Origin of the sequence: Bifidobacterium sp. SO1 (assembly GCF_018555335.1) — a bacterium.
Taxonomy (GTDB): Bacteria; Actinomycetota; Actinomycetes; order Actinomycetales; family Bifidobacteriaceae; genus Bifidobacterium; species Bifidobacterium simiiventris.
In genome coordinates this window covers 306745-329553 of sequence record NZ_JAFEJR010000002.1, presented here as the reverse complement: position 1 = coordinate 329553, position 22809 = coordinate 306745, and the positions used below count along the sequence as shown (strand labels likewise).

General features: G+C 64.2%; 17 protein-coding genes. 8 read left to right on the top strand and 9 right to left on the bottom strand.

Annotated features, from left to right (window positions below; genetic code table 11):
- Window positions 1-82: 82 nt before the first annotated feature.
- The 8 genes from JS541_RS14975 to JS541_RS03425 all read left to right on the top strand — a co-directional run bounded on the left by JS541_RS14975 (window position 83) and on the right by JS541_RS03425 (window position 8335).
- The gene (locus tag JS541_RS14975) at window positions 83-403 is read left to right on the top strand and encodes a HigA family addiction module antitoxin (protein WP_346428280.1); all 321 of its coding nucleotides are present in this window, start codon (window positions 83-85) and stop codon (window positions 401-403) included.
- A gap of 168 nt (window positions 404-571) precedes the next feature.
- Window positions 572-778, top strand: a complete 207-nt coding sequence (locus JS541_RS03455) for a hypothetical protein (protein WP_214373085.1) — start codon at window positions 572-574, stop codon at window positions 776-778.
- A 16-nt stretch (window positions 779-794) separates the two neighbouring features.
- The gene (locus JS541_RS03450; protein ID WP_214373084.1) at window positions 795-1634 is read left to right on the top strand and encodes a type IV secretion system protein; all 840 of its coding nucleotides are present in this window, start codon (window positions 795-797) and stop codon (window positions 1632-1634) included.
- Between the two features lie 16 nt (window positions 1635-1650).
- Window positions 1651-2031 (top strand): PrgI family protein, encoded by a 381-nt coding sequence (locus JS541_RS03445; protein ID WP_214373083.1) that lies wholly within the window; start codon window positions 1651-1653, stop codon window positions 2029-2031.
- Window positions 2024-4429 (top strand): type IV secretion system protein VirB4, encoded by a 2406-nt coding sequence (locus tag JS541_RS03440; protein ID WP_214373082.1) that lies wholly within the window; start codon window positions 2024-2026, stop codon window positions 4427-4429. The genes JS541_RS03445 and JS541_RS03440 overlap by 8 nt, the downstream gene beginning before the upstream one ends.
- Window positions 4422-6419: a CHAP domain-containing protein gene (locus JS541_RS14725; protein ID WP_240539225.1), complete on the top strand. Its 1998-nt coding sequence runs from the start codon at window positions 4422-4424 to the stop codon at window positions 6417-6419. The genes JS541_RS03440 and JS541_RS14725 overlap by 8 nt, the downstream gene beginning before the upstream one ends.
- A gap of 24 nt (window positions 6420-6443) precedes the next feature.
- Complete coding sequence (locus JS541_RS03430) at window positions 6444-6983, top strand: hypothetical protein (protein WP_214373081.1); 540 nt, start codon at window positions 6444-6446, stop codon at window positions 6981-6983.
- Window positions 6980-8335, top strand: coding sequence for a hypothetical protein (locus JS541_RS03425; protein ID WP_214373080.1), 1356 nt, complete (start codon window positions 6980-6982; stop codon window positions 8333-8335). Before JS541_RS03430 ends, JS541_RS03425 begins: the two co-directional genes overlap by 4 nt.
- 68 nt (window positions 8336-8403) lie before the next feature.
- On the opposite strand, the gene JS541_RS03420 is transcribed toward JS541_RS03425, so the two are convergent.
- The 9 genes from JS541_RS03420 to JS541_RS03385 form a co-directional block, all read right to left on the bottom strand.
- Window positions 8404-10143 (bottom strand): type IV secretory system conjugative DNA transfer family protein, encoded by a 1740-nt coding sequence (locus JS541_RS03420; protein WP_214373079.1) that lies wholly within the window; start codon window positions 10141-10143, stop codon window positions 8404-8406.
- On the bottom strand, window positions 10144-10695 hold the full coding sequence (locus JS541_RS03415; RefSeq protein WP_214373078.1) for a hypothetical protein: 552 nt from the start codon (window positions 10693-10695) through the stop codon (window positions 10144-10146).
- Window positions 10692-10994, bottom strand: a complete 303-nt coding sequence (locus tag JS541_RS03410) for a hypothetical protein (RefSeq protein WP_214373077.1) — start codon at window positions 10992-10994, stop codon at window positions 10692-10694. Before JS541_RS03410 ends, JS541_RS03415 begins: the two co-directional genes overlap by 4 nt.
- A gap of 10 nt (window positions 10995-11004) precedes the next feature.
- Complete coding sequence (locus JS541_RS03405) at window positions 11005-18135, bottom strand: LPD11 domain-containing protein (protein WP_346428278.1); 7131 nt, start codon at window positions 18133-18135, stop codon at window positions 11005-11007.
- Complete coding sequence (locus JS541_RS14720; protein ID WP_240539224.1) at window positions 18081-18455, bottom strand: TnpV protein; 375 nt, start codon at window positions 18453-18455, stop codon at window positions 18081-18083. Before JS541_RS14720 ends, JS541_RS03405 begins: the two co-directional genes overlap by 55 nt.
- A 275-nt stretch (window positions 18456-18730) precedes the next feature.
- Window positions 18731-19900: a hypothetical protein gene (locus JS541_RS03400; RefSeq protein ID WP_214373075.1), complete on the bottom strand. Its 1170-nt coding sequence runs from the start codon at window positions 19898-19900 to the stop codon at window positions 18731-18733.
- A gap of 20 nt (window positions 19901-19920) precedes the next feature.
- Window positions 19921-20886, bottom strand: coding sequence for a DUF3801 domain-containing protein (locus JS541_RS03395; RefSeq protein ID WP_214373074.1), 966 nt, complete (start codon window positions 20884-20886; stop codon window positions 19921-19923).
- A 53-nt stretch (window positions 20887-20939) separates the two neighbouring features.
- Entirely contained in the window at window positions 20940-22391 is a 1452-nt protein-coding gene (locus JS541_RS03390; RefSeq protein ID WP_214373073.1) for a relaxase/mobilization nuclease domain-containing protein, read from the bottom strand.
- Window positions 22379-22735, bottom strand: a complete 357-nt coding sequence (locus JS541_RS03385; RefSeq protein ID WP_346428276.1) for a MobC family plasmid mobilization relaxosome protein — start codon at window positions 22733-22735, stop codon at window positions 22379-22381. Before JS541_RS03385 ends, JS541_RS03390 begins: the two co-directional genes overlap by 13 nt.
- Window positions 22736-22809: the final 74 nt, after the last annotated feature.

Genomic DNA, 22809 nt, shown 5'->3' with positions numbered 1-22809 from the left:
ACGCGAATCGACGATTGTGACGCGCGTCATTAATAATGACGCGCGTTATCATGTTGGTGGACATGTCGGAAAGGAGGCGCCAGTGAGAAGCACCGACGACTACAAGCCGGGAACGCCGGGAGAGGTGTTGCAGACCAGGTTCCTGACCCCGAACCACATCACGAAGTACCGTCTGGCCCAGGCGATGAACGTGCCGCCGTACGGCGTGGGCGAGATCATCCAGGGCAAGCGCCGCATCACGCTGCCGATGGCGATCCGTCTGGCGTACGTGCTGGACACGACGCCGGAGTATTGGCTGGACTTGCAGCGCGACTACGATCTGAAGCATTTCGACGTGTCGCGCATCCGTGGCGAGGTTCGTCCGCTGCTGCCGCCCGAACCGGTCGAACCACGGGAATGCTGACCCGTGCCCGTTCGTTTTTCGTTCAAGCCCCCGGCCTGCCGCCGGGGGCTTTTCGCATGTGCGTAAAAGTGTCCGTCCAAAACCGCCTGTTTCTGTTCGACGCTGGAATCGTGCCCCGTTCCGCACGGGGCGGGTTCCATCGGTTTGGATAGAGACAAGGAGTGCGGCATGGATTTGTTGAACCAGGTGTTGCAGTTGTTCGTGAAGTTCGGGCAGATCGGCGGCGGCCTGTGGCTGGTCTGGGGCGCGATCACGTTCGGCGGTGCTTTGAAGGACCAGAACGGCCCGGACATGAAGTCCGGCATGTGGCAGATCGTCGGCGGCGGCCTGGTCATCGCGGCGGTGTCGCTGTTCGGGTCGATCGCGCTGTCCTGAACGGGCGGACGTCCGCATGGACAAGGTGGTCATCGCCATGCTGAACATGCTCGGTGGGGGCGGCGTCACGTCGGCCGCCTCGAGCATGCTCAGCCAGGCACCGGACACGTGGAACCCCACGCTGTATTCTCTGGCCGTGAACATTCATTCGGCGGCGGTCAAACCTTTGACGAGCGTGCTCCTGTCGGTCGTGTTCGTCATGGAGCTGGCGCGCAACTCGACCAAGATCGAGTCCGACCGTGAGCTGGGCGTGAAGATCATCGCCGGAACGATGTTCAAGATTTGCCTGGTGATGATGGCCGCGCAGAACGCCGACCTGTTCATCCGGGCGTTCAACGGGATCACGTCCTACCTGATCTCGGGCGTGAGCGGACAGCTGAGCATCGGCGACGGGTCGACCGGCACCGGTTTGGGCGACACGATGAGCGAACAGGTCAAAGCCGCCGGAATCATGGGGCAGGCCGCGTTGATGGTGCTCCTGCTGATTCCGTGGTGCGTCAGCCAGATCGCGAGCGTGGTCGCCACGGTCGTGCTGTATGTGCGGTTCATCGAGATCTACGCGCTGACCGCTTTCCAGAGCCTGCCGATCGCCCTGCTGGTCAACGAGGAGACACGACCGATCGGCGTCGGCTATTTCAAGAGCTACGCGCGCGCGTGCATCAACGGCGTGACCCTGTTCATCTGTCTCGCCCTGTACCAGACGGTCGTCACGAGCGCGGTGCAGGTGCCCGAGGCGAGCGACGACCTGGTGGCGTGGACGACGGGCAATTTCGGCAATCTGATGATGGCGGGGATCATGCTCCTGTTCGTCATCAGCATCTCGCAGCGGGTCACCCGCGCCGTCACCGGCGACTAGGCAAGGAGGATGGATCATGGCGTTGCAGATGCGCGTCTACAAGGAGGTGTCGAACGTCGAGGCGAAGGTCATGCTCAACCTGAGCTGGCGGCAGATGCTCGCTGCTGCATTGATGCTCGCGGTCGGCGGCGGCGAGGCGTTCGTGTTCTTCTGGCTGCTCAAGCAGCCCGATCTCGGCACCTATCTGCTGTTCGCGGTGTGCGTGCCGTTCGCCGCATGGGGATGGTGGCGTCCGAAGGGGCTGAAACCGGAACGGTACGCCGTCTACGTGCTGCGGCATGCGATGGGACAGTCGGTATACCTGCGCGACGGAAGGCCTGCCAGGACGAGGACCGGCAAACCGTCCATGAACGAACACGAGCGCACGGCCAGAAGGAAGGCGGCAAGACATGCGTAGCAAAAACAAGACCGAGAAAAGCGCGGCCACGGAGTCAGCGAAGTCGGACCGCGCCCGCAGCGGAAGGAAACGGCGGCGGGACGAGGCCCGCGCGCCGCGCACGGCGAAGGATCTGATCGCCTATGACGCGATGCTGGCCAACGGCATCGCGTACCTGGGCGGCAACCGTTATTCGGCGACCATGAGTCTGGGCGACATCAACTATGCGATCGCCACGCAGGATCAGCAGATGGACATAGTGGACCGGTGGGGCCGGTTCCTCAACAGCCTGTCGGACGGCATGAGCCTGGAGATCACGGTGGTCACGCGCACGCTCGACCCGGCCGAGGTCACGCGCAGCATCATCATGCGCGAGCAGGGCGACCGATACGACCGTCTGCGTGACGATTTCAACCGCAACGTGCGCGAACTGATGAGCGGCGGCACGACGTGCAGCATGACCGACAAGTACCTGACGTTCACGTTGGAGGATGCGGACCGGCAGCATGCGTGCATGCTGCTCAACCGCGCCACCCTGGCGGCCACCAGCCAGCTGCGTTCGGTCAACGGGTGCGAGGCTCGCAAGCTCGGCCGCAGGGAGCGCCTGCGAGTATTGCATTCGATGCTGCGACGCGGCACGCGGTTCACGTTCGACGAGGACGCGTTCGACGCGTCGCGCGGCATGGACACGAAGGACTACATCACGCCGCACGCGATCGACGTGCATGACCGCCGCCAGCTTCGCCTGGATGCGGGCGACGCGAGCGTGTGGCATCGCACGCTGTGGATATGCGACTTCCCCGACTACCTTTCGGACCAGCTGCTCGCCGGCCTGACGGACATCAAGGCCGACATCACCGTAAGCGTGCATCTTCGCCCGCGCAACAAGGCCGAGGGCCTGAAGCTGGTGAACACGAAGATCGCGGAGATGGAGATGCAGGCGGCCGACGAGCGCGCCAAGAACGTGAAGCGCCATCAGCCGGAGGACTATCTGCCTCATGACCTGGCCGAAAGCATGGACGAGGCCGCCGACCTGCGCGACGATCTGAAGCACAACGGCGAACGTCTGATCGACTCGATCATCGTGGTGGACGTGTCCGCGCCGTCGCAGGACCGCCTGGAGCAGCTTGTGCAGGATGTCGTCGCCGTGGTGGACGCTCAGTCGTGCGTCGCGGAGACGATGACGTACATGCAGGTCGACGGGTTGAACGCCTCTCTGCCGTTGGGCGTGAACACGCTGCCGATGAGCCGCACCCTGACCACTTCCGGCGCGGCGATCCTGATCCCGTTCACCACGCAGGAGCTGTTCCAGCCGGGCGGCGTGTTCCACGGCGTGAACGCGCGAAGCGGCAACGCCGTGGTCGTGGACCGCACGCGCAACATCAACGGCAACGGCTTCAACCTCGGCACGTCCGGTTCGGGCAAGTCGCAGGCGGCGAAGAACGAGATATTGCAGACCCTGCTCACGCGCCCGCAGGACGACCTGATCGTGATCGACCCCGAAAGAGAGTTCGCCGCGCTATGCCGCGCGTTGGGCGGTGAACGTCTGCTGATCGGCGAGGCGAGCGGACAGCACATCAACGCGATGGACATCGCGTTCGAGGACGACGAGGAAGGCGATCCGATCCGTTCCAAATGCTCGGGCATGCTCAACATGCTCGACGCGCTGATCGGCGGCGGCAACGGCATGGACAAGGTGACGCGCGCACTCGTGGACCGGTGCCTGATGAACCTGTACCAGCGTCTGCGCGACCACAGAAGCGACCGTATGCCCACGCTGCTGGACTTGCAGCAGGGGCTGGCCGGCATGCCGGAGGACGCGGCCAAGCAGGCGGCGCAGGCGCTGGAGATCTATGCCACCGGCTCGCTGAACGCGTTCAGCCATCCCACGAACGCGGACGTCGACAACCGTTTCATCGTCTACGACGTGATGGAACTGGGCGCGGAACTGAAGACGTTCGGCATGATGGTCGTCCTGGATCAGATATGGAACAGGGTCGTGCGCAACCGCGCGTCCGGCCGGCGCACCTGGCTGTGGGTCGACGAGTTCCACATGCTGTTCTCCAACCGTTTCGCGGCCGAATACTTCCTTCGCATGTACAAGCGCGCCCGCAAATGGGGTCTGTCGATCACCGGCATCACCCAGAACATCGAGGAACTGCTGCTGAACAACGACGCGCGTCTGATGCTCGCCAACTCTGACTTCCTCCTGCTGATGAACCAGCAGCCGACCGACGCGGACACGCTGTGCGACCTGCTGAACCTGTCCGGCGAGCAGCGCGAGTACTTCACGGGCGTGGAGCCGGGTCAGGGCATGGTCAAGTCGGGCGGCGCGTACATACCGTTCAACGGGCGCATCCCCGAGTCGAGCGAACTGTACCGGCTGTTCACCACGAAGTTCGGAGAGTCGAATGCGTAAGGCGAAACCCGTCGAATCGGTGAACGTGCTGCGCAACGCGACCACCTACCATGCGACCGCCAGCGAACGGCGGGGCGCGTCCGCACGACTGCGCGGCAACGAACCGGAACCGGGCCGCGCGGATTCCCCGCATGCCGCCGCATTGTTCCAGCCCGTTGACGGCGGCTTTCCCGAGGACGCCGGCATCGCGCCGGCGCACGCCGCGACGGATCATGTGACGGTTCGCCCCGTGGCCGCCGAACCGTCCGGCACACGGCCGTCCGCAATGACCGTGCGACCCGTGCCGACGCCTGCCCGGACGGGGTACCCCACGGCATCCGACGACGCCGGCGACATGCAGGACGGTGCGATACGGACCATCGAACCGTCCCGGGGCGGCGACTCGACGCTGATTCCCGGCAAGGCCGCGTCCGCCGTGTCGTCGTTGTCCGCCGGCCGTCGACGTCGCAAGCGCCGCAGACAACGCTCGAACCGCAGGAAGGCCCGCGCCGCCTCAAGACGGCTGCGGCGGAACGAGGCCGGCACGGCCCCCGACGACGCGAAGGCGTCGGCGACCGGCGTAAAGCCGACGGCACGCGACGGCACGCGGCGGCAAGGTGCGTCGCGGCTGTCGCATGTCCGACGCGGCGCGTCGCGTGCAGGTGGCTTCGGCGGACGCAGGGCGGCCGGTCTGGCGCATCGCACGAGTGCGCAGTATGCGGCCGGCGGGTACGACGAGGACGAGATCGAACAGTGGGTGCAGGGACGTACGGTCGGTGCCGCGCGCCGTGTCGGCGGGCGGACCGCACGCATCGCCGGTCGCGGTGCCGTCAAGGGCTTCAAATACGGGTATCGCGGCGCGAGACGCGCGGCCGGCGGGGTCCGTCGCCTTGCCGGCCATGCCGGCCGGATGGCGGGCGGGATCGTCAACCGTGCGGCTTCCGTGGCATCGGCGGTGGTGCGTTCGGCCGTGAGGGCCGTGGCCGGCGCGGTCGCATCCGTCATGGCTTCGGTCACGGCCGCGTTGTCGGCACCGCTGCTGGGTGCCGTGCTGGTCGCGGTGGGCGTCGTCGCCGCAGTGCTGTCTCTGTTCGTCGGCGGCTCATCGTCGTCGGCGGCCTGCACCAGCGGTCAGACCGCCGCGTATCTGGCGTGGGCGAAGTCGATCGCGGACGACGACACGCACGGGTACAGCCAGCCGCATCGGAACGGACCCGACTACGACTGTTCGTCGTTGGTCTACTATGCGCTCAAGGCCGCCGGATACGCGGTGCCGGAAACCGCGTGGAACACGACAAGCGCCGCGACCGCATTGCCATCGTTGGGTTTCGAGAAACTGGATTATTCGGTTGACGCGTTGCAGGAGGGCGACATCATCTGGAGCGACGCGCACATGGAATTCTATGCCGGCGACGGCGAATTCGTCGGCGCGCGTCATGACGAGCGTGACGGCATCGACGGGCCGGAGCCGGGGGATCAGACCGGCCAGGAGATCGCGGTCTACGATTCCGCGCCCGCAGGCATGACGGCCATCTGGCGTCCGTCCTCAACCTCCGGCGGATGCTCGTCGTCGGCCGGCACCACGGTCGGCAGTCTGGACCCGAAACTCGTCATGAAGGACGATCTGCTCGCGGACATGGCGGCGACCGGCACCGAATCCGACACCCGATATCCGTACGGGCAATGCACGTGGTGGGCGGCGTCGCGGCGCGCGCAGATCGGCCGTCCGATCGGCGGCTGGGGCAATGCGAAGGATTGGAGGACGGACGCGGCCGCGAGCGGGGTCGAGGTTGACTCGAATGCGCGCGTCGGCGACGTGATCGTGTTCCAGCCCGGCGTGCTGTACGCGGACGGCACGTATGGGCACGTCGCCGTCGTCGAACGGATCAACGAGGACGGCGGCATGCTCATCAGCGAGTCGAACGTGGTGGGACTCGGCGTCATCAGCGTGCGCACGTTCACCAAGGCTCAGCTCGATGCGGCGGCCGGCGGCATCTCGTTCATCCATTAAGTCACATAGGGAGAGGAAACATTCGTGAACATCTCGAAGCGGACCATCGTGATGACCGTGATCGGCGTCGTGCTCGTCGGCGGGTTGCTTGCCGCGTCGACCATATGGTCGACGCAACGGTTCGACCCGCACGATGCCGCTCCGGAGAACGCGGCCGCCGCGCCGGCGACAAGCCGGGAAGACCGAACCGGCTCGACCGTCAAGGACGGCATGAACGCCAACGGCAAAAACGGGGCCGTGGACGCCGCTGCGGAACCGACGGCCGTCCTGTGCGACACGACGGCCGTGGACGCGGTGAAGGCATACGTGTCCGGCGACAACGAACGACTGGACGCGCTGTTCTCATCCGACGCCGAAGGATTGGACACCCGGCCAGGTTCGCGTTCCTCCCTGATCAGGGGCGACTGGCTCGCCGGCGCCGGCTCCGATACGGCGTCATGCCTCGTGGCCACCGACGACGCCATGTGGGCCGTCGGTCTGACGGCCGAAGACGACGGGTGGAAGGCCACGTCGATCGTCGCCTATTCCGGCACGGTAAGCATGCCGTCGGGAGCGAAGCGATGACGCTGCGACTGAACCCCGCGCTCGACGAGCAGGAACTATACGAGTTCGCGGTCGACATCGAGCATTGGGACATGCTCGACCAGATCGCCGACCATCCGAACGCATGGCCGGAACTGGCCGATTGGGCGAACCGCATGTCCGATGACCCCGGACGGCCCACGCCCCCTCCCGAACCGGCCTCGGAGGGCAGACGACGCGGCCTGCTGCACCGCAGCCATCCGCCTCTGATCGAGGTCGACGGGTCCGCCGATCTCGTCGACGACCCCGATCCCATTCGTTCGGAGGCCAGTCCAACGGAACCTGCGGTCGCGGACACAGCCGATGACGATGCCTGGCATGAGATGCCGTTCGACCGCGACGATCCGCCTTTCCCCGAGAATGAAACGGGCGCGGGTGACGATGACGGGGATGATGCTCCCGATGCCGCTTCGGCCGGCCGGCCCGTGCCGTGGCGTCCGATCGCCATCTCGGCCTGCATCGGCCTGCTCATCGTGCTGCTGACGGCCGGAGGAGCCGGCATCTGGTATCTGCGAACGATGCGGGAAACGGAACATCGACAGGCCGAGGCCGTACAGGCCGCGTCCCGCTGCTCGGCTTCCGCCGACGCCGCCGAAAAGGCCCGGAAGACATACCGGACGATGCTCGCGAAGGCCGCCACGATGGCCGGCGAGACGAAGCCCGATTCGTTGGCGGACGCCACGCTGCTGGACAAGCTGTCGGCATTGGCCGACGCCACAACGGACGTCGCGGTCGCCGCATGTCCATCGGACTCCGCGGAGACGGCCACGACGGCCGAACGGGCCAACAGGCGCGCGGCCAAGGAATACCGTCGCCTGGCGAACGCCCTTTCCGACGCGATGGACGACATCGACGAATCGAAGACCGAAAGGATCGTCGCCGACGCGAGGGAACTGCTGACCGCATCCAAGGGCAAGGTCGCGGACGACAAGACGCGCACGGCCCTGGACAAGGCCATAGCGGCCAGGGACACGGCGGAGATCGCCAAGGCGTCCAAAACGGTCAACGACAGCATCGCCGCGAAGACGAAGGCCGACAGGGAGGCCGAGGAAAAACGCAAGGCCGAAGAGGAAAAGCAACGGGCCGAGCAGGAAAGGCGGGAACAGGAGGAAGCCGCTCAGTCCCAGGCAAGCACGCCGTCGTGGACACCGAGCTATACGCCCTCGTACAGCACGCCTTCCACGCCGAGCGTCCCGCAGCAGACCACCCCTCAGCAGACGACTCCGAAGCAGCAAACCCAGTCGAAACCGAACACGTCCCAGCAGTCGAAGCCAAGCACGCCGCAGCAGTCGACGCCGAAGACCGATCCGGGCAACGACGGCAGCATGCTGTGAATTGGTCGGCCGAGTCTAATTAACCCATTTCGGATACAGGTTAATTAGACTCGGCCGACCAATTAATTTCACCCATCCCTGCCGGGCAGTTTGGCGTTCGGGTTGATTTTGCGGCTGAGGAACGGGCGCACGCCTCGGATCATAAGCACGCATTTGTCGCCGTCGAGCTGGCCGAGCTCATCCGGGTTGAGCAGCGCGCGTTCGTTCTTGCGCACGCTTTTCGTCCACGATCCCGAGCTGCCCTTGCTTTCGCTGGTCTCCACGACGTCGATGGTGGCGTTGCCGATGCGCTTGGACACGTATTCGGTGGTGGACTGCTCGTTGCCGCCCAGAAAGAGCTGCGAATCGCAGTTGCCCATGATCGTCTCCCAGTCGTCCTTGTACAGGCTCTTGCCCTGGCTGAGTGTCTGGAGGATGATGCTGGCGCTGATCCTGCGGGAGCGGAACGTGGCGATCAGGCGCACGAAGTTCGGTATCTTGCCGATGTTCGCGAACTCATCAAGCATGCAATGCACGTCCCGTTGGAGCTGTCCGCCGGCATGGTCGGCCTTGCGTACCAGGGTCTCGAACAGGGACTGGTAGAACACGGCCGCGAGGAAGCTGAACGTGCTTTCCGTGTCGGACAGTTCGAGGTAGACGATGCGTTTGCCTTCATCGAGCCGTTCGAGGTCGAAGTCGTCGTGGTCGAGGATGTCGCGCAGGTTGCCGACCTGCATGGGCGCGAGACGCACGCCCAGCGAGATGATGATGCTCTTCTTCGTCTCGCCGGCACCTTGCAGGAACGTACGGTACTGGGTGCATGCGAAACGCAGGCCGTCGAGCATGCGGCGCGTGTCCTCGTCGTATTCCTTGGGATGCTGACGGCAGTTGTCGGCCTCGATGGCCGCTTCAGCGAAGTACGCGTCGACGATGAATTCCTTGTCCTCGTTCTGCTCGCTCGCGTTCATCTGCCCCACCAGGTCGGTGACCTTGTTGAGGCACCTGTTGTCGACGGTGCGGCCGTGTTCGTCCGTGCCCTGTCCGTCCTCGGTGTAGTACACCCAGGTGATGAGCGCGGTGAGCAATGCCTTTTCGGCGCGTTCCCAGAAGCCGTCCGAGTCCTTCTTGTCGCCGGTGGTGTTGGCGATGATGTTCTCGGTCAGTCGCAGGATCGACGGTTCGGGTTCGTCCGGGTCGAGGTATCGCATGGGGTTGAAGCCGTCGGATCGTTTGAGGTGGATCAGGTCGAGCCGGTTCACCTGATATCCGCGTTGTTCCATGAGCGCTGCGGTGTCGCGGTCGAGTTCCCCTTTCGGGTCGGTGCAGGCGAAGTTCATGTCGGCGTTGAGAATGTTGGGTTTGACGTAGTAGCGGGTCTTGCCCGAGCCGGACGAGCCGAACAGCAGCACGTTGAGGTTGCGCAGCGTCTTGCGTGTGTTGATGCTGATGCGTTCGGTCATGGTGAAGAAGATGTTGTGCGAGCGTATCGGGTCCTCGAAGCCCGCGATGTCCTTGTGGGTTCCCCATCGCGCCGAGCCGTGCTCCTCGCCGGGTCGCGTGTTGAGCCGTGTGGATACGCGGTACATCCAGACGAACAGGCCAAGGCCGACGGTGCCAAGGCCGGCGAGCATGTCGGTCTTGTGCAGGCTGACGTGCAGCGGGTCAGCGGTCAGGTCGAGCCAGAACCGGTCGGATACGTCCATCCATGACATGCCGGCCGCAAGGTCGGTGCGTATCTGCCAGGATATCTTGTCGCCGATCATGAAAAGCATCGTCAGCCCCAATAGGGTGAGTATGATGGTGCGGGCGTGTTCCTTGATTTCAGGCATTCATGATTCCTTTCCGTCGTTCCGTCTGAAGGCGGCGTCTCGGGTCCGTCTCTCCTGCGACGCGGCCAGTGCGACGGCTTCGCCGGCGTCCGTCTGCTGGCATTGCGTTTCGACTCGTTGCCGTGCGCGCGAGCGTATGACGTCTATCACTTCGGTTCGTGACATCGGCCTGCGTCGGTGTCCGCGTCGGGGTGGGATGGCCGGCGGCTGCTGGGATCGCTGCGGGTCCGTCGCCTCCGGTTCTGTTCGTGGAGGGGTTTTCTCCTTGAGCAGACGTTCCTCGCCCAGTCGATGCTCCGCCTCGCGAACGTCCGGTGTCGTATCCTCCGCTGGTTCCTTGATGGGGATCAGCAGCATGAGATCGCCGCGAGAGGCAGCCATCGTGCCCGTACCGCCGCACATGGCCGCGATGACGCGGCCGTGCGGCGTGTACGGGTCGAGCACGATGGCGTCGAGGCAGTCCGTGCCCATGACGGTCTGGCGTCGTGCCGGGTCGGTGGCCGCGCTGACGTTCATGCCTGCTATCAGATCCGGGTCGCTGATTCTCATCACGGACGCCAGTCTTTGGAGGTGCCGGCCGCCGCGATGCGGACGGCCACGTATTCGTCGCCTTTCCGCGTGGTTTTCAGCGTGCCGAATACGATCATGTGATCGCCTTGCCGGCAGTCGTGCGCGTGCAGGTATTCCGCGACGGGTCCGCGTGCCTGCGCGTGCACGATCATCGTGTCCTCGGGCGGCAGCTCCACCTGGAGGTCGAGATAGGCGATGCGGTTGTTGTCATCGACCGTGCGGAAGGTCACGTCGTGCGTGAGACGGCCGATCAGCCGTATCTCGGTGTCCTGTGATGTCATGTTCCTCCGATCAGCGCGAATGGCCGATGCCCCGGTCGCGGGCATCCGTCGCGGTGTGCGCGTTGGCGCGGGCGGCCGCCCGCTGCCTGATCGCGTCGAGCACCCCTGGACGGGTCCGGGTTTCCGGCTTGTCCGTCTGGTTAAAAGTGTGGTCGATGTCGCTTACTGTCTGGCCGGACAGCATGCCGTCCTCTTTCGCGTGGGCGAGTATTTCGCCACGGTTCGCCCATACGAGCCGGTCTGCCTGTGTCTGGTCCAAGCCGACGAGATCGCCGTCCTCGTTGAACCTCACGTACTGGTCGCGCTGCTGGTCCCATCCGCCGTAGCATGCGGCCTCGTCGATGCGTTGTTCGCTCATGCCTTCGTCCATCAGCGTCCGTCGCGCCTCGTCCGAGGGAATGATGCGGTATTCTCCCAGTGCGGTGTTCTGCCACGCGCTGTGCTGGCCGACCTCGTTGACGATGCGGTGCAGCAGGTCGATGGCCTGCGGTGTCGGCTTGTCCTCGCCGTTCGTGCCGAGCATGGCCTGTGTCAGCACGGTCTTGCGCTGCTGTTCGGCCTGTACTTCGGGATCGTCGGCGTATTCGTTCGCGACCGGTGAGCGGGAAACGTCTTCGGTCTTGGCGGCGAGGGACGCTGCGGTCATGCGCTGCTCGTATCGGTCGATGTCCTCGCTGCTGAGCCATTCGGGTTTGGCCGGAACCTTGTCGTAGAGTTCGCGCATCTTGTCGATCTGCTCCTGCACGCCGCCCGCCCACAGATGCTTGTCGTGCGGATGCCTGATGTAATACTCGCAGTCGGCCTGGAGCCGCGACAGCAGCTGGTAGTCGAACTTGTTGACCGACGGTTCCTGCTGGGTGTCGGCGGACACGGCCTCGGTCGGTGGCGTCGTGGCGGTGACGTTCATGTTTTCGGATTGATGGTCGTTGTTTTGCATGATGGGTGCTCTTTCTGGTTCGTTGTCTGTTGCGGCTGTACGGATGTAGGGGACGTGTAGCGGCTCTCGGGCGCTTTCATGTCGCGCGGTGATCTCAAGAAGGTCGCCGTTGCCGTTGAGCAGCGGGTCGAGGTCTTGGCGTGTGAGGATGTCGCCGGCGTACCCGGCCCATACGCTGCGTTCGATCGTGGCATTGGCACCGTCTGTTGCGCCGACTCGCACCGAGTACCGGTGGTAGCCTTCCGGTATCCGGTTATGGTCTATTCGGCTGTCGCTCCACCATGCTTCGACCGTGCCGCGCGGGAATAGGTCGAGGTCGAAGGGACGCAGTTCGGACATTGTCTCGGCGTCTCCGGCCGTCAGTGCTGTCACGTCGGCTTCGGGCACCTGCGCTTGCGCCGGTTCCGTCGTGACGGCTTCCGGCTGCGATCCGGCGGTTTCCGTCCGCTGTCCGTCGATGGGCGGTTCCTTGGTCTTGTCCTTTCGTTTCTCGTCGGCTATGAGTTTGGCGAGTTCCGCTTTCTTTGCCTGGTATTCCGTTTCGCGGTCGAACGGTTTGCCGAGTATGTTCCGGGCTGCGGCGAGTTTCGCTTCGGCTGCGGCTAGTCGTTTGGGGATGTCGTCGCCGCCGTTCGCGCTCTGGCGGATGAGTCTGTCGAGCTGGCTGATGGACGAGCCGTTGCCGGTCACGTCGGCTCCGGGAACCGGTGCCGACGCATGATGCGGGTAGGCGGCCTGGATGCCCAGATACGCGCGTCCCTGCTGGTCGAAGCGCAGCGTGACGGGCAGTCCGTCGTATTCGCCGATCGTGCGGTCGGTTTTCGTGAGCGCTGCGGCCGTGATCGCATGGGCCGCCTGCTTGCGGTCCACGTATCGTTGCCCGTTGATGGCGATGCCTTCCCATAGGCCGGCCTGCATGCTGCGCTGGTGGGTTTCCAGCGCCTTGCCCGCTATGGGCTTGTCGGCCATGTTCTCCTGTTGGGTCTGGCGCAGCGCGTTCACGGCCGGTTCGAGCCACGTATCGATGTCGTGGCGCGTGGCCGCCTGTTCTCGGGCGTGGGCGGATCGCAGAAGGGTGAGCTGGCTGATCTCGTTTTCGAGGTTCATGCGCTTCTGGATGTTCGGGTCGCCGGTCGCGATCGCCTTCAGGCTCGCGTAGTCGACCACCACGTCGTCCAGATCGGATGCCTCGCGTGCGGGAGATTTGGACGACATGACCTGGCTGATGAACCGCTGCTTGCGTTCGACGGTCTGGTAGGCGAACGCGTCGAACGTGCCTTCGGTCACATACCGGTAGTCGCGTACCTTCCCGTACATGTTGCCTTGGCGGACGATGCGGCCGAGTCGTTGTTCGAGGTCGGCCGGACGCCACGGACAGTCGAGGTCGTGGACTGCCGCGAGCCGGGTCTGCACGTTCGTGCCGGTTCCGAGCTTCTGCGTGGAGCCGAGCAGCACGCGAATCTCGCCGTTGCGCACCTTCTCGAACAATGCCTCGCGCTTGTCTGGGTTGTCGCCCGCGTCGTGGACGAACGCGATCTGCTCGGCCGGGACTCCCATGTCGATCAAACGGCGTTTGAGGTCCGCGTACACGTTCCATTTGCCGGATGCGGGAGTGCTGGTGTCGCAGAACACGAGCTGCGCGCCCTTGTCGGCTTCTGTCTCGTGCCAGATGCGGGTGACGTTCTCGGCGCATTTGGCGATCTTGCCGCCGTCCTCCAACGGCTTGCGGCCTGGGTCGTCGTCCAGGAGTTTGGGATCGAGCGCGATCTTGCGGCCGTCGCCGGTGATGCGCAGCATGTTGTCCAGTTCGGGCGGCACGTCGCCGGCGCGTACACGTTCGGCGCGTTCCACGAGATCGTCCATTTCCTGCCGCTGGCTGTCGGTGATGGGCACGGCGACGGGTATCTGCTCGCATTCGGGCAGCTTCAGGTCGATGTCGTCGTTGGTGATGACGTCGGAGAACTGTTTGACCGCGTTCATCAGCTCGGGAAGGTTCTGGAACTTCGCGAACCGCTGGCGCACCTGAAAGCCGGTGCCTTCCGGTTTGAGTTCGACGGTGGGGACCACCTGCCCGAACGTGCCGGCCCATGCCGCGAACGTGCCCAGGCCCTGCGCCCTGAGGGTGCCGGGCGCGAGGTAGCGTTGCATGTTGTACAGTTCGCTCATCGAGTTCGAGACGGGCGTGCCGGTCGCGAACACGATGTTGCCGGCGTGCCCGGCCTCTCGTAGCCATTCGCACTTGTCGAGCATGTCCTCGCATTTGGCCGCGCCCGACACCTGCATGCCGAGGTCGGCGGCCGCGACGGGCACGCCGAGGTTCTTGAAATGGTGCGCCTCGTCCACGAAGAGCATGTCGACGCCAAGCTGCTCGAATTCGATGCCGTTCAACGCGGCGTCGTCTCGGGACTCCTTGCCGTCGCGTAGCCGTTCCATCGACGTTTCGACCTTCTTGCGTGCGGCTTCGAGCCGTTTGACGGTCGGGTCCTTGTCGCCGTTCTTCTTCGCTGCGTCCTTGATCGCCTCCACGTATTCGTCGATGCGGGCCTGCATGTTGGCGACGCGACGGTCGCGGCTGACGTGCAGCTGGCTGAACCGGCTTTCGGGAACGATCACCGCGTCCCAGTCGCCGGTCATGACACGGCCCCAGAAGCGGCGGACGGCCAGCGGATTGCGCAGGTCGTCCTTGCCCATCGCGAGTATGCGGCTGGTCGGGTAGAGTTTCATGAAGTCGTTCGCCCACTGGTCGACCAAATGGTTCGGGACGACGAGCATGGGCTTGGACGCCTTGCCGAGCCGTTTGGCCTCGTGCGTGAGCGCGACGCCCTCGAACGTCTTGCCCGCGCCGACCACATGGGCGATCAGCGTGCCTTCGTCCGATCGCAGGGCACGCGCCACCGCGTCCTTCTGATGGGGCCGCAGGCTCATGCCGGCGGCGATGCCCGGCGTGGTCAGATACGAGCCGTCCACGTGACGCGGGCGGATGTTGTTGAACCGTTCGTTGTACAGGGCGGTGAGACGTTCCGCTCGCTGCGGGTCGCTGAACACCCATTCGTTCCATGCCGCGCGGATATGGTCGGCCTTCTCGACGGCGGCCATCGTGGCGTGCTCGTCCACGACCTTTTTCGGTTCGCCGCTTTTGGTGGTTTCGGTCGGCGAGTCCTTCATGACCCTGATCTGCTGGTTGTTCAGACAGGCTTCCAGCAGCTGGAACGGGTTGCGGTCCTCGGTGCCGAATTCCTTGGCGGCCTCATAGTCGATGTCGCCGCCGCCGGAATAGCCGACTCGCCACTGGCCCAACGCCTCCACGTAGTCGACGCGGAACTTGACGAGCTTCGCCGGGGTCATCGACCCGTCCGAGTCCACGTCGAACGTGTGGCACATGAAGTCGTATATGTCACGCGGCGGTATCCACGGCGCTCCCAACGGTGCGCTGACCTGTTCGGTTTCCAGTTTCAGCGGGCGCACGTTGTCGAGCATGGCGGCCAGATGGTCGTAGCCGGCGGCCTGCGTCTCGTGCTCCGCGATCTCGGCTCCGTGCTCGTCGCGCCAGGTGTCGATGAATTCGTCGCGTCGTCGTTTCATGTCGAGCCATGCTTCGCGGTCGACATGGAGCTTGGCCGGCCGGCTGTTGTATCCGGGGGCCTGACGCATGTCGTCGGGCAGGTCGCGCGTCACCGAATACAGGTATTCGATGATCGACGGGTCGTCCACCGCCTGCTCGGCGAGTTCCGTCATGCCGGCCACGTCGGGCAGGAGTTGCCGGATCGCGTCGCCGACCGGGGTGTCTGCCCACTCGTGGTCCGAATACGATCCGATGTCCATGCTGTCGAACATGGTGCGCATGATCGCCGTCTTGTCGTCCCGACTCACCTTGTCGTTGCCGACGAGACGGTACAGGAACGCGGTCACGTCCTTGATGGTCGCGTTGCCCTTGGCAAGCAGCGGCTCATAGTAGTATCGTCCGGTCGAATTCCAGATAAGTGCGAACCACAGGGCGTTCGCGCCCTTGGCATCGTGCGCGGCGGACGGATACCGGTAGAATCCGTTGCCTTGCTCCTTTTCCAGATCGCGGTTGGCCGGCCGGGTGAGACGGGCACCGTGTTCGGGCAGTCGATCCAGCGCGCGTGCGGCCAGGGCGAGTGCCAGGTCGGGGTTGTGTTCCCAGGTCAGCCGCCAGACGCGGACGCGGTTCATGACCGGTGCCGGGTTCAGATATGACGTGGTGCCGTACGGGTCGTTCAGACAGTCCCACGTCGTCTGGCCGACCGTGGCGAGCCATTGCCGGGCGTCATCGTCGCGTTGGAACGTGACCGTCGGCAGGTTCTCGTGGTCATGCCATGCGAGCGTGGCCTGGCGTCGGTCCAGATCGTGCAGCATGCCCGCCATGTCGCGCACGTGACGCGCCTTGCCTACCACGTCGCCGGACAGGTAGTCGTCCGCCGGCACGGCCAGCCCGGTGTCTGGGTCGCGGACGATCATGTCGCCGAGTCCGGTTTCCGCTTCCTGCGCGGTCATGCCGGTGAGGTGCGCGATCAGGTCGAGGTCTACTTTGCCTTCACGGTCCATGCTCACGTTGAACGCGTCGGTGAGCGAATCGCAGTGGTCGGGCATGGGCGGCACCGGGGTGAGCGTGCGCTGCTCGAACACGCGGGCCTTGCCGAGCCATTCGCCCTGCGGACTGACGTTTTCCAACGCGCCCAGCAGATGCCAGCCGCCTTCCATTGTCGAGTACGCCTTGCGGTTGGCCTTCTCGCACAGATGCCCGTGCCGTGACGCGAAACGGTCGTATGCGTCGTTGAGTTCCGCGCGTTTCGCGTCGATCGCGCTCTCGTCGGTCTGGTTCGGGTCGAGTTCCAGTGCTTGCAGTTCGCGCGTGAGGTCGCGTAGACGGATCATGCCGCGCAGCCGTTGCGCGGTATCGTTGTCGCCCCATGCGACTGGTTCGACGGTCGTGTCGTCGCCGAGCCAGACGACGCCGCGATCGTCCACCGTGTACTCGTAGGCGGTCACATGGTCGGGTTGCACGACGACGGCCGGCTCGTCCGCCCGTTCCCCGAGCGGCATGCGTTCGAGGTCGTCGGCTTGGGTTTCGAGCTTGTCTTGCAGTTCGTGGCCGATCTGCCGTTCGTCTCCCGTCCATTCGACGGTGAAGTCGCCGCCGAACCGGCCGATGACCGGCGTGATGTCGCCGACGACGTGCGTGTGTGGGTGGTCGGCGATCAGCCGGTTGACGGTCACGGTCGTCTCGTCGTGGCCGGGCACGTTCATCTGGGCGGCGGTGACCCATTGCTCGTCGGGCGTCTTGTCGAGTGTTTTGGCGCGTTTGCGCAGGATGAGCACGTCGGTGACGGCTTCGGTTCCCGCCTGGCGGTCGAACGTCGCGGACGGCAGACGTACCAGGCCGGCGAGCTCCGCTTTGCGGGCCACGTCGGCCCGCATCGATTCCGTGCGCTTGTCGAGCGTGTACCGGCTGGTCAGCAGCACAGCCACGCCGCCGGGGCGCAATGCGTCCACCGTGCGTTCGATGAAGTAGTCGTGCAACGGCATGCGGGACGTGGTGCCGTCCAGCAGCTTGTAGTCGACGGTGATGTCTCCCGAATAGGGCACGTTGCCGACGGCCGCGTCATACGAGCCGGAAGGGATGAGACATTTCGCGAGATCGGCGTTGACGATCGTCGCCTGCGGGTTGAGGCGCGTGGCGATCGCGGCGCTGATCGGGTCGAGTTCGACGCCCGTCATGGAGACGTCCATGCCGTCGGGCGGAACCGAGAGGAAGTTGCCGGTGCCGCAGCCCGGCTCCAGCACGTTGATGGTTGCGTCCGTGTCTCCAAGGTACGAGCGCAGTTCGTTCCACATCGCGTCGACCACCGGCGCGGGCGTGTAGAACGCGGTGAGCGTGCTGCCTCGGGCCATCGCGTACTCGTCCTCGGTCAGCAGGTCGGACAGTTCGTCATTGAGGTCGCTCCATTGCGGTTTCGACGAGAACACGTCCGCGCATCCGCCCCAGCCCGAGAAGCCGCGCAGCGCCTCGATCTGGGCTTCGTCCGGCGTCATGCCGCTGTCGCGCAGTTCGATCAGGGTGCGGATGGCGCGGATGTTCGCGGTGGCCCGTTCGCGCGGCGAGCGGGCGCGTTGCAGGTCGAGTGCCGCTAGAAGCTCTCCACGACCTGCTCGATGGCCATCCTCTCCGCGTCGGCCTCGCACTGTCTCATCCCGAAGTAGCGGTCCTGGTCCGTGATCTCCGGATGCGCTTCCATGACGTCCGAACGGGTCAGCAGGTGCCGTTGCTCCATCAGCTCGTCCATGATCCGCGCCTTCGTCTCCCTGAACCGTCGTTCCGTGTCCTTGAGATGCCGTTCCAGCTCGTTGTTCACCATCATCTCGCGCGTCTGCTGCGGATAGTGTTCCTTGAGCCAGATCAGCCGCATGCGCTGCACCCCGTGGACCCCGCTCTCCACGATCACCTTGTACGGCAGTCGCGGCACGTCCAGTTCGTCCAGTGAAGTGAATGTCTTCTTGTCCATGATCGGTCCTTCCCTCATCGGATTGGTTCGCTTGCTTTTGCTGCTCCGCAGCACTTGGGAAAACGTTTACCACAGTTTGCGCGACCACGTTGCCCTGCGTGTCGAGCACTTCGTCCTCGCCGAACAAGTCGAACGCGAGCTGTTCGACCCCTGCGGTCAATGCGGATGCCTTGCGGCTTCTTCGCACCATGTCTTTACTCCTTTGTGAATGTCGCAAACGGCCGACGGCCCACATCCTCCAAATCGTTTCGGGAGGTGCGGGCCGCCATGCCATGTCATCGTGTCTTGCCGTGAACCTGAGTCGGCGCGGATGCTACGGGTTGGCTGGCCGTGCGCTGTTCCGCGCGTTGTTTGATGCCGTCGAGCACGCTCGTTTTGTTTCGTTCCCGTTCCACCGCGTACGGGTCGTGCAGGGTGACAGGATCGCCGCTCAGCGGTTCGTACCGGTATCCGCCGAACGTGCGGGGCACGCCGTCGTTGAAGTCGCTGTGATCCGGGATGGCCCGCGTGTCGGCTGGGGCTTGCGACGGTTCGGGATGATCTCGATCGCCGTCGGCTTCCGGTTCGGACGCCTGCTCTTCATGGGGTCGCGTCTGTGGTTCCGACGCCCGTTGTTGCGGCTCCTGGCGGTCGCGTTCTGCGGCTTTCGCTGCGGCGTATGCCTCACGTTGCGCTTTGACCGCCTTGCACAGTTCCCACGGGTTGTCGACGCTCATGGTCTGTCGCGTTTCGCCCGCGCCGCGCCAGAGTTCGACGGGCGTGCTCGGCCTGAAGCTGACGGTGACGGGACGGCCGTTGAGTTTGTCTTCCTTGGCGTACCGGTCCATGAACCGGTCCATCTGCCAGCCGCTAAGGTCGATGCCGTTGAGCGTGACGCCGTTGGGGATGGATACGCGCATCATCTCCCACACGCGCCCGTCCTTGCCGGTGCGTTGGAACGGATGGACGAAGCCGTTGGGGAAGTTCACTCGCGGCCATCGTTCCTTCTTGGCCTCGGGTTGTGCCGTCGGCGCTGACACGGGTGTCGAAACAGCCTGTGTTTCCTCCTGCGGTCGTGGTTCGACTGTCGGCTGCTGCTCTGTGGGCTGCTGCTCTGTGACGTTTTGGGCTGCGGACTGTGGCTGCTGCGTCACGTCGTGGGTTTGTTCCGTCTGGAGGAATTGCGCTTGTTCCGCGATGTCGTCGATCACGAGATCGACGACGCGGCTGACTTCCTGCTGGGTGAAGGCTTGCGCGTCGGCCGGCCATGCCCGCGCGTGCGCGGCTACCGCCTGGTTGACGATGACTATCGTCGCGTCGCGTAGTTTTCCGTCGCGGGGCATGCCGTGGTTGACCCATTGGCCCGCGAGTTGTTCGACGGCGGCGCTTTGCGTCGGGTCTTTGTCGATGAGATTGGTTTTGATCCATTGCGCGTTGTCCTGCGCCGGCACCGGTGCCTGTGCCATGATTGCTCCTTTGCTTGTGTTTACCGGGTGCGTGAATGCGTTTGCTTCGGCGCGCCCTTGGATTGTTCGACGCGCTGCTGTGCGCGCTGCTTGATGTTTTGGATGGTTTCGGCCTTGGTCTTGCGATGCGTTGGTTCCGTCTTATTGATATCGGCGTCGCGTTCCGGCTCGCGGGTTTCCGCTGTTCGCCGGTCGGCCTCGTTGGGCGTGTTGACACGGTTCCAATCGAGGTTCGGCGTGCGGTCGATGAGGTCTTCGAGCATCTGCGCGACCTTGGTCGCCTGGTTGGCTGGGTAGGTGAACCGTTGCGTGTGCTCGTTGATTCGTTCCTGTCGGAACTGGACGCCACGTTCCGCCAATGATGCGGCGATGATCGCGGCATTGGGATCGATGTCGACGGTCGTGAAGTCGAAGCCGGGATTGTCGGGCGAATCCCGGTCCCATTGCTCGACGGTCGGCATTTCCTCGGTCGCCGGCTGTTCCCTCTGTTGCGTAGACGGCATTTCTTGGGTTTGCGACTGTGGCTCGTTGCCATGTTCCGCCGGCTCCGTCCTCTCCGGCTCAGTTTGCGACTGCCGCTGTTCGCGTCGTTCGGTTTCCTGGCTGAGTCGGGCGACGATCTTGTCGACGGCGTGGCGAACCTCGTCCGCATCGTTGCCGGAGAAATGCAGATAGATTTTGCCGGTGGTCTTATCCCGCTCGATATGGAACGCGATGCCTTGCTTCTTAAGTTCGCGGACGATGCTGTTCTTCTGTTCGACGCCGATTTCCTCGACCTTGAGCGACGTGTTGTCCTTCTGCAACGTTTTGGCGCTGACCTGTCCGCTATGACGGATGTCGTGTATCACGTTCGCGGCGACCTTGATGCCGAGTCCGAACAGCTGGAACAGTTTCGACCCCAAGAATTTGCCGACTTCCACGCTGATGCGCGCCCCGCCCTCGAATGCGCGGATCGCGTAGTCCTGTGCCTGTTCTTCCGCCGCCATAGGCTCTCCTTCCTGTTAAGGTGAAAGAGGCCGGCCGATAGGCGGCCTCGATTTCACCTTCCCGCGTTTCTGCGCGGTTTTGGACGGACGTTTTCCCGACGTTTGCGTTGTTGTTCGTCGTCGTTCTTCTGCTGGTCGCGTTCGAGGATGCGTTGCAGCGCGAGCACGTCTCTTGCGTCGCGGTCCGTGGCTGCACGCTCTTCATCGAGTTGGGTTTCGAGTTGGCTGACGGTCACGGTGTCGTTGCGGTCGGCGGCGTCGGCGATGGCGACGATGAGCGATTGCATTCTCGCCGCTCCTTGTCCGACTTTCACAGTGAGGTCATCGATCATGTCCATGCGCGTCGTGCCGGCGTCGAGCACCTGGCCGAGCGCGTGCAGCTCGTCCAGGCTTTCCGCGAGCCGGTCGCATGCGATCGCTTCTTCCTTCAGACGGCCGTGCAGGCTGCGGTGCGCCGCGGAATCGATGTGGCGCTGCACGTAGTCGGCGATGCGAATTCCCGGACGTGAGAACCATTGATAGAGGTCGTCGCACGGAATGGTCTTCACGTTCATGCCGTTCGGATCGGTGAGTACCTGTTTGGCGTCGTCGGGAAGGTAGGCTCTCCACGTCTTGCCGTCACGTACGAGACGGTCAACGGGTATCGTCAGCAGCAGTTGCCGTTGCGTGTTCGGCAGCCAGACCTTGATCTTGCCGCCGCCGCGTTCCGCGATCATCGCCTGGTTGAACGAGACGACGTTGAGCGTGTGCCGGTCGAGCTTGCTCATGATCGACAGTTCGTTGTAGTTCACTCCCAGCTTGTCGTCTCGCATCTTGCGTCCGGTCTCGATCTCAGTGAACGTGAGATGCCGGCCACGTACCGTGACCTCGATCCCATAGTCGTTCATCTTCTCGATGAAACGGTCGAACGTCATCGCCTTCGCGCACGCTTGGTCGATGATCGCGCGGAGATTGTCCTTGCGACTGACGCCCTTGGCGGTCAGATACAGTTCGTTCAGTTGCGGTGCTGGTCGTGCGCGGCGCTGGTCGATGACGTTCAATCCGTTTTCCCGGCACAGTTGGTCGCTGATCCCACGCCAATACGCGAGCGTGTTGCGTTGCACGCGCATGTTGCGGTGCGTCAGGTTGTTCGTCGGGCATACAAGGATGTGGTTGTGCAGATGTCCTTTGTCGACGTGCGTGGCGATCACGTAGTCATGGCATCCGCCGGTCAGCTCGCGCACGAACCTCACGCCGAGACTGTGCGCTTCCTCGGGCGTCAGTTCGTCGTCGGGCGAGAACGATTGGATGATGTGGTGTGCAAGCACCGCGCTGTTCCTTTTCGCGCCTCCTTTGGTGTGTTCGATATTGCGGATGAACGTTTCGGCGATGCCCTTCGAGTCGTTTACCTCGTTGCCGGTGTTCGTGGATACGAGCCGGTAGTCCATCGTCTTGCCGGGGTTCGTGATGTAGGCGACAGCCTTGTCCAGCGTGACCTTGATCTGTCCGACCTTCACGTACGCCACGGCAGTCCCTCCGACTCGTCGGTCGCGTTGCGCGCCATGCCGGCCACGATGCCCTCGATCCGTTCGAGCTGCTGCTGCACCTGCATGAGATCGTCATGGTCGGCCCGCTGCCTGATGTTGACCGCGTGCGCGATCTGGTTAACATTGTTGCCGATGCGAGCAAGCTGAGCCGATACCGCGTTGATGTTCGCCGGCACATGCACCTCGACGGCCTGCGCGGTCATGATGCGCCGCCGCGCCCACGCCATCCAGCCGATCGTCGGCAACCCAGCCTCGACGCGCATACGGTTCTCGACCTTGCGCGAATCATCGACCCACCGCCACTCGCTCTCGCTGAATGTCACGGACTTTCTGATTCGGCGTGATCGGTTGCCTTTCCATGCCACTGTCGTTCGTCCTTCCTTATCGGGTGCGGGTG